Origin of the sequence: Acidovorax sp. SRB_14 (assembly GCF_012932145.1) — a bacterium.
Taxonomy (GTDB): Bacteria; Pseudomonadota; Gammaproteobacteria; order Burkholderiales; family Burkholderiaceae_C; genus Simplicispira.
On record NZ_MWOK01000010.1, the window covers coordinates 25,543 to 37,743 of the forward strand.

The 12,201-nt window shown below is 60.9% G+C and carries 10 protein-coding genes; 3 read left to right on the top strand and 7 right to left on the bottom strand.

Features of this window, described 5'->3' with window-relative positions; genetic code table 11:
* Positions 1-121: 121 nt before the first annotated feature.
* From B2J86_RS09620 to B2J86_RS09630, 3 genes are all read right to left on the bottom strand, one after another.
* On the bottom strand, positions 122-1,921 hold the full coding sequence (locus tag B2J86_RS09620; RefSeq protein WP_254068036.1) for a hypothetical protein: 1,800 nt from the start codon (positions 1,919-1,921) through the stop codon (positions 122-124).
* Positions 1,922-2,052: 131 nt separating this feature from the next.
* Complete coding sequence (locus B2J86_RS09625; protein WP_173025385.1) at positions 2,053-3,258, bottom strand: pyridoxal-dependent decarboxylase, exosortase A system-associated; 1,206 nt, start codon at positions 3,256-3,258, stop codon at positions 2,053-2,055.
* On the bottom strand, positions 3,230-4,852 hold the full coding sequence (locus B2J86_RS09630) for an acyl-CoA ligase (AMP-forming), exosortase A system-associated (protein WP_254068050.1): 1,623 nt from the start codon (positions 4,850-4,852) through the stop codon (positions 3,230-3,232). The genes B2J86_RS09625 and B2J86_RS09630 overlap by 29 nt, the downstream gene beginning before the upstream one ends.
* A 171-nt stretch (positions 4,853-5,023) precedes the next feature.
* On the opposite strand from B2J86_RS09630, the gene B2J86_RS09635 reads away from it, so the two are divergent.
* The 3 genes from B2J86_RS09635 to B2J86_RS09645 are packed head-to-tail and all read left to right on the top strand — an operon-like array spanning position 5,024 to position 6,980.
* Positions 5,024-5,284: a phosphopantetheine-binding protein gene (locus tag B2J86_RS09635; protein WP_169167520.1), complete on the top strand. Its 261-nt coding sequence runs from the start codon at positions 5,024-5,026 to the stop codon at positions 5,282-5,284.
* The gene (locus tag B2J86_RS09640) at positions 5,281-6,132 is read left to right on the top strand and encodes a hydrolase 2, exosortase A system-associated (protein ID WP_173025387.1); all 852 of its coding nucleotides are present in this window, start codon (positions 5,281-5,283) and stop codon (positions 6,130-6,132) included. The genes B2J86_RS09635 and B2J86_RS09640 overlap by 4 nt, the downstream gene beginning before the upstream one ends.
* Complete coding sequence (locus B2J86_RS09645; RefSeq protein WP_173025388.1) at positions 6,129-6,980, top strand: hydrolase 1, exosortase A system-associated; 852 nt, start codon at positions 6,129-6,131, stop codon at positions 6,978-6,980. Before B2J86_RS09640 ends, B2J86_RS09645 begins: the two co-directional genes overlap by 4 nt.
* A gap of 107 nt (positions 6,981-7,087) precedes the next feature.
* Here the strand turns inward: B2J86_RS09645 and B2J86_RS09650 are convergent, their stop codons facing one another.
* The 4 genes from B2J86_RS09650 to B2J86_RS09665 form a co-directional block, all read right to left on the bottom strand.
* A complete protein-coding gene (locus tag B2J86_RS09650; protein ID WP_173025389.1) occupies positions 7,088-8,530 on the bottom strand; it encodes a hypothetical protein in 1,443 nt (480 codons plus the stop codon).
* Positions 8,531-8,536: 6 nt separating this feature from the next.
* A complete protein-coding gene (locus B2J86_RS09655) occupies positions 8,537-9,262 on the bottom strand; it encodes a PEP-CTERM/exosortase system-associated acyltransferase (RefSeq protein ID WP_173025390.1) in 726 nt (241 codons plus the stop codon).
* 259 nt (positions 9,263-9,521) lie between these two features.
* Positions 9,522-10,529, bottom strand: coding sequence for a GNAT family N-acetyltransferase (locus B2J86_RS09660; protein ID WP_254068037.1), 1,008 nt, complete (start codon positions 10,527-10,529; stop codon positions 9,522-9,524).
* A 23-nt stretch (positions 10,530-10,552) separates the two neighbouring features.
* Positions 10,553-11,875, bottom strand: a complete 1,323-nt coding sequence (locus B2J86_RS09665; protein ID WP_173025391.1) for a UDP-glucose/GDP-mannose dehydrogenase family protein — start codon at positions 11,873-11,875, stop codon at positions 10,553-10,555.
* Positions 11,876-12,201: the final 326 nt, after the last annotated feature.

Consider the following 12,201-nt stretch of genomic DNA (forward strand, 5'->3'; position numbering starts at 1 on the left):
CAAACACTATCGGCTGTTTCACAGACGTATCCGTTTTGCCCGAGCATTGAAAGACCCACAGAAGACCGCTTTTAGCGCGAAAACCCGGTGCACGCGGAACGTGTATCCACCAGACAACGTGTCAGTCATCGATGACCAGCGGAGACACCGCAAGCAACAACCAGAGCATAATGGATACACGTGGGATTTCAATAAAACTTACAACGCTTCCCAGCACAAACACTGCCGACATTGCCACCCCTATGACGGGTGCTAGCGGGCTGTAACGCTGCATGCCACGAACCGTCATTGCCAAGGCTCCCGAGGCAAGAACCATAAAAACCCCCAAGCCAACCAAGCCACGTTCTATCAGCAATTCGAGAAAAAGATTGTCCATATGCCATGGCAAAAAATTTCCATCGGCAATGATGTTCCAATAGCGTTCGCCTAATAAGAAAGACGGATTTTTAATTACCTGCTGGCCATAGGGATCCAGCAGCTCTATTGCATGCAACCCTACAGACTCGTCTGGACCAAGTACGGTGACAGAAAGCACCCCATAACGCACTCCGGAAAGCACACGGGGCGGTGCAAGATCAGGCCCTTGCAAAGCAAGCTCTAGCCCAGTTATTCGCGCTTCCCGACTTAGGGGCACATGCACCAAACGCGTTTGGCATTTAAAGGCGTACAGCAGATGCCGCTCGCACAAGCGCAGCGCCATCCGTGCAGAGCCTGAGACCTCAACGCCAAGGCGGACCTTGTAAGTCCCTCCAGATACCAGAGGTACCCGCTGGACAAGCGCAACTTCACCTCGCATATCTGGCCCGGCCGGACCCGCGAGCCACGCCTGGGTGCTACCGTCAGCGCTGTGCTTCCATCGCACTTGCCCAGCCGGAGCACCGGCAAAAGTTTGGGTGCTGTAGTGCGCGGGCAGTCTTCCCACTCCCAAGCCCAGGAGCCACTGCGTTGGCGTACGCAGCAATGCAACGCCGCGCTGCCAGTGCGCCATACGCTGGGACAGGTCCGCACCGGAGCGCGCAAGGCGATCCGACATGAAAGAGCCGCCCAGCAGCACCGTCAGCGTTTCGACTACCAAGATTGCAACCAGGCAGACAATGGCCCGCCAGTGCCACACTGAACGATCGGGAGAGACTATGCGGTATCTGTGCAACAGCACCGCCAGCGCAGCCAGCGCCAGCGACACAGATAGATAGACCCCACGAGAATAGGTCGTCAGGACAGCATAGATAGCCACAACCAACAACGCTGCCGCGGCGACCCAACGCCAACCCCGCCGCGCCACCAATGCGGCCCACCATGCGAACGGCAATGCCAGCGCCAGATAGGCGTCGATAGCGCCACCACCGACATGCATTTCCCAAAACCATGCGCTGGTGCGATAGGGCTCGTTGAAATCAAGGCCGTCGGCATAAACGCACCGCTCCCACAAGACGGCTGTGCAAACCACAACCAGTCCAGCGACCATGCCCCGCGCCAGCCGCAGCGCAGCACCTTGCCCCCAGCGGTAAAGCGCAGGCATCAGCAATAGACCCCATGCCAGGCTTTTGGCAACGCGCAGCGTGTTGCCTGGCAGGTCATAGTCCCCATAAAAACCTTGCGCCCAAAGATCGGACAGCAGTGCCGCCCAAGGTTCTGCACCGCGCGCATCGTCCAGGCCGCGCCATACACCCAACACCAGCAACGGGGGCAGGACCAGATATACCCAACAGACGCCATACGGCAGTTGTCTGGATGCCGCCGCAGGCTGGCTCCAGACATCCCACCCCCACCGCAGGTACGCAGCGCCCAGCGTGGCAAGCACCAGCAGGTCAGACTCGTCTGCCAACCACCAGCCCGTCCAGGGAGTGAAGCTGGCCACGGGCAACACAGCGGGCAGCAAAAACCATATGTCTCCGGGGCGCCGCGCAATCCAAAGTGCCATGCAACCCAGTGCCAATACGGCGCCTCCGGGCGCCACCGGGTGGTGCACAGCGGCTGCGAAGGCCGCTGCCGTGAACGACAAGCCTCCCAAGACGGGTAACCCCATCCGTATTGCGGTGGCCGCGAGACCGTCTATACCAATACTTCGGGACAAGGTGGGTGCCCCAGAAATGCCTGCGGGCTCGCCGTCGCACCGTAGGCCCCGGACTGGAAAACAACCACCAGATCACCCGGCTGCGCCACCGCCAAGTCCACGTGATCGGCCAGCACATCCAGGGGGGTGCACAAAGGCCCTACAACGCTCGCGATTTCGCGTTCTTTTGCCTGCAGTCGCGTGCCTATCACCACGGGATAGTTGCGCCGTACCACTTGGCCGAAATTGCCCGACGCGGCCAGATGCTGGTGCATCCCTCCGTCTGTGACCAGGAACACCTGGCCGCGCGAGACTTTGCGGTCGATCACACGGGCCACATAGATACCCGCCTCGCCCACCAGATACCGGCCGAGCTCCAGCACCAATTGCGCGGCGGGCAGCGTGCGCTGTAAAGCGCCTTGCACCTGTGTGAGCGCTTCGACCACAGGATCCAGATCCAGCGCAGCTTCACCCGAGAAATAGGGGATGCCCCAGCCACCGCCCAGGTTGACATGGCGCACAGGCGCCGGCACCTCGTCAGCCAAACGCAGCACGAGATCGAGCGAGCGGTGCAGGCTCTCGGCCACCGCGCTGCCCCGCAGGCTTTGCGACCCTGCGTAAAGATGGAAGCCCTCGAATACCAAGCCCTCGTTGACCAGGCCGCGCAGTACGGCGGGCACCTGTTCAGCATCCATGCCGAAGGGTTTGGCCCCGCCACCCATGCGCATGCCAGCGCCGCGCAATTCGAAATCGGGATTGACGCGCAGCGCCACACGCGCCGGCCGCCCCAGGGCCTGCGCAGTGTCGGCCAGGACTTGCAGTTCACGCACCGACTCGACATGCAGCAGCACGCCCGAAGCCACGGCTTGCCGCAATTCACCATCGCGCTTGCCCGGCCCCGCAAAGCCGATGGACCGGGCATCCGCACCCGCGTCCAGCGCGAGCTTCAGTTCGCCAGACGAGGCCACATCCATGCCATCCACCAGGGAACGCATAAACCCCACCAGTGCGGGCATAGGATTGGCTTTGATCGCGTAGTGCAGGCCCACCCCTTGCGGCAGCAATCGGCGCACGGCTGCTGCGCGCGCAGCAATCAGAGACCGGTCGTAAGCGTAGAACGGTGTCTGGCCGACCCGTTCGGCCAGCAGGGACAGTGGCAGGCCTCCCACCCGCAGCTCATCGAGGGACGTGTCGAATCGATCCATGCTCCAGCCTCCAGCGTTGGCGGTCCAGCTTGCCATTGGGGCTGCGTGGAAGCGGTTGGTCGACCCAGAGCAATGCCTTGGGCCACATGAACGCTGGCATGTGTTCACGGCAATGCGCCAACACAGCCGCCGTGTCTTTGTCAGCATCACCGCTGGCCGTCGGAAAGGCCCACAGGGCCGCGCAGATGGCGCTGCCGAGTGCGTCATCCGGCACCGCATACACCAGTGCCTCGGCCACCAAGCCGCTGGTGTACAGCACCTCTTCCACTTCGGTCGGACTGACCCGGTAGCCCGAGGTCTTGATCATTTCGTCGCGCCGGCCCACAAAATACAAAAATCCGTCGGAATCGCGCCGGACGGTGTCGCCCGAATACACCGCGCGCTCGGGCGCCAAGCCGTCGCTTTCCGCAGGCAGAAGTGCTGGCGGCCAGGGCTTAAAGCGCTGCGCGGTTTCCTCGGGTCGGTTCCAGTAGCCCAAGGCCACCAATGGCCCCCTGTGCACCAGTTCACCAGGCTCATCCACGGCACACTCGCTGCCATCTTCGCGCAGCACGCGCACCTCGGCATTCGGTATCGCCCGACCGATGGAATCGGGCCGGCGGTCCACTTCATCGGGGGGCAGATAGGTGGAACGAAATGCCTCGGTCAATCCATACATCAGATAAGGCAATGCCGCGGGCGCCAGCGCGCGCAGGCGCTGCAGCGTGGCCTTGGGCATACGTCCGCCGGTGTTGGCCCAATAGCGCAGGTGTTGCGCGGCACCGGCAGGCCAGTCCAGTGCGGCCAGTTGCATGTACAGCGGCGGCACGGCCGTCAGCCCGGTGATCTTTTCTCCCACCATGGCAAGCAGCACATCGCGTGGCAACAAATAATTGAGCAACACCACGCGCGCGCCCACCAAAAAAGCCGTGGTGAGCTGGCTGAACCCTGCATCAAACGACAGCGGCAACGCAGCCAGCAAGGTGTCTTCGGCGCGGTTGTGCAGGTAGCCCGCCACACTCGTGGCTCCGGCCACCAGATTGCGGTGCGACAGCACTACGCCCTTGGGTCGGCCGGTGCTGCCCGACGTATAAAAAATCACGGCCACATCTGTTTCGAGCACGGCGGGCGGGTCGGCGAACAGGTGGGTTGGCGCATCAGACCATGCATGCACACCCAAGCCGGCTGGCAAGTCTTGTTCAGCGGTCGGCAAAGCCGTGTCGCAAACCACCACGTGTCGAAGAGCCACGCAAGCGGCGAGCACCGGGGCCAACGCCGCGAGCCGTGCTGCAGACGTCACCAGCACCTGGGCCTGGGCATCTTGCAGAATATGTGCCACCTGTGCCGCTTTGAGCAGAGGGTTCACAGGCACCAGCACACCGCCTGCAGCAGGCGCGGCAAAGCTGGCCACGACGGTTTCGACTCGCTTTTCCAGAAACACGGCGACGCGTGCTCCGCGCGCCAGACCCAGGGCCAGCAAATAGGCCGTGCAGCGCGCAATGTGCGACTGCGCAAGGGCGTATGAAACATGTTCGCCGCCCACCGTCAAGGCCGTCCGTTCAGGCCAGCAGACCGCAGCGCGGGCCGGCAGTTCGTGCAGCAGCACAGGGGGCATTCCCGTGCTGAATTCTGGCGCTTTAGGCATGAGAACCATGTTAAGTCATTGCCATGCCGGATGGCCGCCTGCTGTGTTTTGCACAACAGTCTCTAGAATCAGACCGCGCCTGCAAACTCTGCCCACTAGCCGGACCCAGTGTGCAGCCTTGTCTTTGACCGACACCGTGCCATGCATCTGAACGAACCCATCCTTCGCATCCTCGACGACGCACTCGGACTTCAGGGTCGGGCCATGGGGTTTGAGCGCGACACCGCCCTGCTCGGCGCTTTGCCTGAACTTGACTCCATGGCCGTGCTGGCCCTCATCACCGGCATCGAAAGCCACTTCGGCATCACCTTCTGCGACGAGGACCTCGACGCTTCGGCATTCGCCACCGTGGGAAGTCTGATGGGCCTCACAGAGCAGGCGCTGGCAAGACAAGGCCCATGAGCTCCTCTTGCCGTGTCGCTTTGCCCGAGGCTTTTTTTCTGCCAACCGGCTCCGGGCAACGCTTTTGCTTGTTCTACCCCCCCCAAGGAGAGGCACCGCGGGGCAGCATCCTTTACTTGCACCCATTTGCCGAAGAGCTCAACTGCACGCGGCGCATGGTTGCACAGCAGGCGCGCTCGCTCGCGCAAGCCGGCTATGGTGTGTTGCAGATCGACCTGCTGGGCTGCGGCGACAGCGAAGGGGAGTTTGCCGACGCCACCTGGGAAGCCTGGCTGCAGGACGCACGCCATGCGCACTGCTGGCTGCGGGAACATGCCAGCGGCCCGCTGTGGTTCTGGGGCCTTCGCACAGGCGCCCTGCTTGCGACGGCGCTGGCGAATGCCCTGGCCGAGCGGTGCAATTTCTTGCTCTGGCAGCCCCCCCCTAGCGGGCAGCAAATGCTGCAGCAGTTTCTGCGCCTGCACACGGCAAGCCAGTGGCTGGACGCTGGCAATGCGAGTGGGCAGACGCCAGCGAATATGCTGGACAACGGCCAGCCGGTGGACATTGCCGGCTACACCCTCACCCCCGCTTTGGCGCGGGGCTTGGCCGCGGCGCGGCTCGAGCCTCCCTCGCAAAATCCGGGACAACTGGTCTGGCTGGAGTTGTCAGCCCAGGCGGAGCCCGTTCTGAGTCCCGCCTCCGAGAAGCAGCTGGCCGGTTGGCGTGACGCTGGCTGGGCGGTATCCGCACAGGTACTCACGGGCCCGCCTTTTTGGCAGACCGTGGCCACCGAGGAAGCCCCTAGCCTCGTGCAGGCCACACTCGACATGCTGGCCAAAACTGCCGCGCACACCACGCCGCCATGACCAGCCACGAGCGTCCCCTGGTCATTCACGGGCCGCATGCGCGCGACATGCTGGGCATCGTCAGCCTGCCTGCGCCCGACACGCCGCAGCAGACCACGGGCGTGGTGATCGTGGTGGGTGGCGCGCAATACCGCGTCGGCAGCCACAGGCAGTTCGTGCAGCTCGCCCGCGGTCTCGCCGCCGCAGGCTATCCCGTCTTGCGCTTTGACTTCCCCGGCATGGGCGACAGCCCGGGAAGTCGCGTGCCGTTTGAAGACTCCGCCCCCCACATCGCCGCCGCCATCGATGCCTTGCATGGCCGCCACGGCAAGGTAGACAAGGTCGTGCTCTGGGGCTTGTGCGACGGTGCATCGGCCAGCCTGCTCTACATGCAGGCCACCGGCGATTCCCGCGTAGCAGGCTTGGCTCTGCTCAACCCTTGGGTACGATCCGACGCCGGACTGGCGCGTGCACGAGTGAAGCACTACTACCGCCAGCGCCTCCTGGAGCCCGCCTTTTGGCGCAAGCTGGCAGCCGGTGGCGTGGGCTGGCAGGCACTGCGTGGCCTCGGGAGCAACCTGCGCACCATGCGGCAAAAAACGCCAGAAATACTCACATTTCAGGAGCTAATGGCGCAAGGATGGCATGCCTTTGAAGGCAAAATGATACTGATACTGAGTGGGCGGGATCTGACAGCACAGGAGTTTGTGGAACATGCAAAAATGCACCCCGCCTGGCGCGGATTGCTCGCACGCCCTGGTGTCAGCGAATACCAGATCCATGGAGCGGATCACACCTTTTCCGGCACGTTAGCGAAGCGGGAAGTGGAAACAGTGATGCTTGCCTGGCTGAAAAGTTTGCACTGCTGACCATCCGCAGCCGCAGGTCGCGCTTGCAAAACAAAGGGGCCGCGTCGAAGTGTGCGCCCTTATTTTTCCAACACTGCCGACGAGCAGCGCCTCACTCCATTCGACAATCACAGGCGATCTGCGGCGACATAGTCGAACTTTCTCTCGAAGTCCAGCAGCGGCCGCCACGGAAAGTCTTCAGGTTCAACCAGAACCACCTCAAGGTTCGCAAATCCACACCGGGAGCAGAGTTCCAGTAACTGGGTCTGCAGCGCTGGAGTCACAGCGGTGGCGGCGTTGGCCTGCAGGGTGAGCTGGATGCCGCCGCTGCTCGTGGAGGCGAGACGAAAAGCGCCGGTCAATTGGTCGGCAATGGCGTGGTCAAGGTACAGCAGCTCTTTGACGCTTTCGACCGAAGGCAATCCGGAGAGCCGGTCTTTGATGCGCCCCTGAATGGCCACCAGCGGTAGCCAAGGCGGCTCAGTTTCCGCCATGGCAGCCGCCGTGGCCGTTTCTTGCGGATGCATGAGCCTGCCCAGATCGCCGGTGGCATAGCGCGGCAGCGGAATGACGGCATGGCGGTCGAGCAAGGTAATGCAGAGCTCACCGAAGCCATTCGCGTCAGGGTTCAAGATTTCAAGGTAAATGCGCAGCGGGTTGTAGCAAAAAACGGAGGGGATGGCATCCACTGCCGCTGAGCCGCAGAGCACACGCACCAACTCCGGCTGTGCGCGCATGGCGCGGCGCATGCGAATCGTCTCGCGCGTTTCAAACAGCAGGTTCAGACCCAGTTCTCCCACCCCGAAAGAGCTGCCCACCAAACGGTGCGGGTCTTGATCGATGTCGATACCCATGCGCGCAGCAATATAGTCGCGCTGGGCTTCTACCAGCACTTCTTCGCCCACGATCACACTGGTGTTGAGCGCGCGCCAGTCCACGCCCGACCTGTCGGCTTCATCCAGCAACCGGCGAATGAACAAGGGATCTGTACACAACAAGGTCTGCTGAAAACCAGGTCCCACGTCGCGCAAGATGGAGCACGCCATGTCTTCGCGCACACTGACGTTGGCGACCGCCACCGCCCGGGAGCGGAACACCACTCCCATGGGCAAACAATTGACCAGCAGTGTGGACGTATCGTCCACGCCGAAGACATCCTGGAGACCCAGATCGATGGAGAACCAAGCCTCTTCGTGCTGTTCCCGCGCCGTCAGCCGGAAACCATAACTGCGGCCACCTCGGCCAGAACTGGTAAGCACGTCGGCCAACATGGTGGCCGGCAATGGCCGCGAGAGGTGGGCCAGCGGGAAACGTTCGAACGTGTTGGCTTTGGTCAAGACGGGCAAACTGACCCACTCGGTCTGGGAACCCAGTTTGCCGAGATCGACACCCTGCTCTTGCAGCAAGGTTCTGTATGCCGCGCTGTGTTTGGCGGCGTCAATGCTGGTGCGGATCGCGCGGGCTTTTGAGGCCTCCAGCATGCGACTGCTGCCCATGCGCCGGCCCTGGGCCAACAGGAGTTTGCGCAAACCACGGACTGCGCCCTCAGGCAGAAGCGAGAGCAGGCCCATTTGCACTCAGCACAAGACACAGGAGCTACGCATCCACGCCAGCAGTGCCGGATTTCGCTGACTCAATTGGTACTCGAAGACACGCAGGTCCGCCACGTACGGAGCCACGGGACCATAGTAATCAGTGGCTGGTCCTATCTGCTGGAAACCAAAGTTCATTCGCGCCAGTATCCGCGCCAAAGAGCGCTCCATCGCGGCATACCAATAGCGAATTCCGTTGCGTAAACTGTATGCATACATTTGGCGATACAGGCTCAGCAGAATTTCGGGCGATGGATTGCGCAGTTCGTGGGCACGCGCGGATTCAGCCTCATCCGTTGATACGCCGCTGGGGGGCCTCTCGCCATGGCGACGACGGTAATCTTTGCGTACCATAAGACGGCTGATCTCGGCCGATTGTGCCGCTGGTGGCAGTATCACTCCCTCCAGCAGGGCCACGCAGTGGTTCTGAAACGGAAAGGTTTGGATCGCGTCGGGATGCACCAAGCGCACATAGCCCGCCAGCTCTTGCTGCAGACTCAACGCAGCGAAGTGGGCCGAATTGACGTCATGCTCATCGCTCTCCCTCCCATCGGGACATTCTTCTGGACGAAGAAAGCGGCATTCTTCGCAATAAACTTGGTAGCGCAACTCCTCTGCTGCACGCAATAAGGTTTTGTCCCGTTGGGGCACAACCTGACATCCCAAAAAATGGGTGGAGAACTCTTTTTGAGGATGGAAAACGGCATTCATGCGGACAATCCTGCGTTGTATTGAGCTTTGCTTGGAAGCATGGAGTCAACGTTGAAGGGCTCAGACATACCAATAGGGTGCAAGATCGTTCATTTCGATCCTGTTTGGCTGATGATTCACCAAGATAGCGATCGATACGTAACACTTGGTGCACAAGGTCGTCTCCAAGCGATCCTCTGCACAGCGAAGGAGAACTGCGAAGCCTATGCGCTCCGTTGGTTACCGAACTCCTATTGAATGTTGCGAAACAGCGTCTCGGCTACCGCACCGCGCCGGAAACCAGACTGCGCAAACGTCCCAAACGATGCCGGCCCCACGCTAGGAAGCCACGCCAATGGCGCCGGTCGAAGGCCATGAGCCCTATGCGTTCACGGCGCTGGGCCATCCAGTCGCGCTTATAGGCGTCGTCACCGCTGAGGTAGTCGACTTCCAGCACCCTGTCGACGTCCATGGCATGCTGCATCAGTGCTGCGGTGAGGACCGAGCCAGGGGAAAAGCGATCTTGGCCTTGCACATAAGCCAATTTGTAGATGTTGGCCTTGTGGGCATGCACCAGCCAGACTTGCGCGGCCAAGGGCTGATCACCCGCCCACAATACGCCCAGGCGCAACCAGCCTTGGCGAGCTGCTGTGTGCACCAGTCCAGGCATGAAAGCAGGACAGGGTTCGGGCTGCTTCCAGCTTTGGGAATAGACTGCCTCGTAGGCGGACAAAGCGCAGTCCAAATGGTTCGACTCGCCGGTATGGATATCGACGCGCCATTCTCCAGCGCGAGACAGGCGACGCCGGCCACGTGACACGCTGTGCCGCAGGGCAGACGGACGCTGTGCCCAATAAGCCCCGAAACCACCGTGCGGGACGGTTTGGTACCAATTGCCAAAACAAAAATAACGATTTGTCCAGTATCCCGCTGCTTGCAATCCGCTCTGCAGCGCTGCAAGCCACGGGCTATCGTCATCCAACGGTTGTAAACGCAACACCTCACCACCGGGTATGTGCCGCAGTGCCTTGGCCGCCGCACGCCACTGCCCAGCCGAGAGGCCGTGGATGGCCTCCAGGGGACCTGTTGGGCCATAAAGACAGCTGTAGTAATTGCTTAAAGCAGACAGAGGCTTGCCAGGCGTTTGCTGCATGAGGTGCAAGTAGGCCGTCCCGCCATCTGATGACACGGGCAATGGCCATTTCCAATGCTGCTGGGGCGCGCGTTCGAAGCCGTGGGCGAGCAGGTTGGCAAACCACGCCTCGGTTTCGAACACATCTTCGGGCATGGTGCCTACCCTGCTTTGAACGATCAGCGGCCTATGGCCAGATAGTCAAACCCCTGTCTGCGCACCAATGCAGGATCGTACAGGTTGCGGCCGTCCACGATGAGGGGTTGCTTGAGCCGAGCCTTGATCAGGTCAAAGTCCGGGCTGCGAAACTCTTTCCATTCAGTCACGATGACCAATGCATCCGCGCCTTCCAAGGCGTCGTTCGGAGCGTGCGCATAGTGAATGCGCGGATCGTCTCCGAGCAGGCGCCGTGCCTCGTACATGGCTGCAGGGTCATAGGCAGCAATGGTGGCGCCAGCGGCCAACAGATCGGCGATCAACTCCAAGCTCGGCGCCTCGCGCATATCGTCGGTGTTGGGTTTGAATGCCAGCCCCCACACGGCGAAATGCCTGCCCGTCAGGTCGTCTCCCATCCTTTGTCTGATCTTGCAGCCGAGTACATGCTTTTGCGCATTGTTGGCTGTCTCAACGGCATTGAGCACCTGCAGATTCATGCCGGCTTCCGTAGCGGCCGTTTTGATCAAGGCTTTCACATCCTTGGGGAAGCAGGAGCCACCATAGCCGCACCCTGGGTAGAGAAAGTGGTAGCCAATGCGCGGATCAGAGCCCATGCCCTGGCGCACCATCTCAATGTCGGCGCCCAGGCGCTCTGCCAGATTCGCCAACTCGTTCATGAAACTGATGCGTGTGGCCAACATGGCATTGGCCGCGTATTTGGTCAGTTCAGCGCTGCGCACGTCGGTCACGATCAAGCGCTCACGGTTGCGCTGGAAGGGGGCATAAATCGCGCGCATCAGCAAAATGGCCTGCTCATCGGATGCCCCTACGATGATGCGATCCGGACGCATGAAGTCTTCTACCGCCGCCCCCTCCTTGAGGAACTCCGGGTTCGACACCACGGCATAGGGAGTCTCCATGCCACGCTGGAACAGTTCCTCGGCGATGGCGGCATGCACTTGGTCGGCGGTGCCCACGGGAACCGTGCTTTTGTCCACCACCACCTTGTAGTCGGTCATGAAGCCGCCAATGCTGCGCGCGGCGGCCAAGACATACCGCATGTCTGCGGAGCCGTCTTCACCGGGCGGCGTTCCTACGGCAATGAATTGAACGGTGCCGTGGTGCACGGCCTGCTCTACGTCGGTGGTAAAGCGCAGGCGCCCTGCAGCTACATTGCGCTGCACCATTTCTTGCAGGCCAGGTTCAAAAATAGGGATACGACCTGATTCCAGGATGCGGATCTTTTCAAAATCCACATCCAAGCACAACACGTCGTTGCCCACTTCGGCCAAGCACGCTCCGCTAACCAAGCCTACATAGCCTGTTCCAACCACGGTAATTTTCATGGTGTCTCACTGCAACAGTCGTATATGGCGAAAAATGCATCATAGCAATGACGCATGGATTATTTTCATGCAACTTACTAGGCATTTGCAATTATTGCAAAAAATGACTTTTTTAGGTTAAAAATCCACAATGCATGCCCTGCTTGGAAAGCCTGCCAAGTATCAAATTGGACCAAGGAAATGCGTTCCGTTTAGGAAAGTTGCCACCAACGGCAAGGCCACAGTTCCATCGTGCTGACCTCGACACAAGCGCAGTGAGGATGGCTTTGTCGCCGGCTTCTTGTGTGTTGATGCAATAGCTCTACGAGTTAGCCACGGCACTTCTT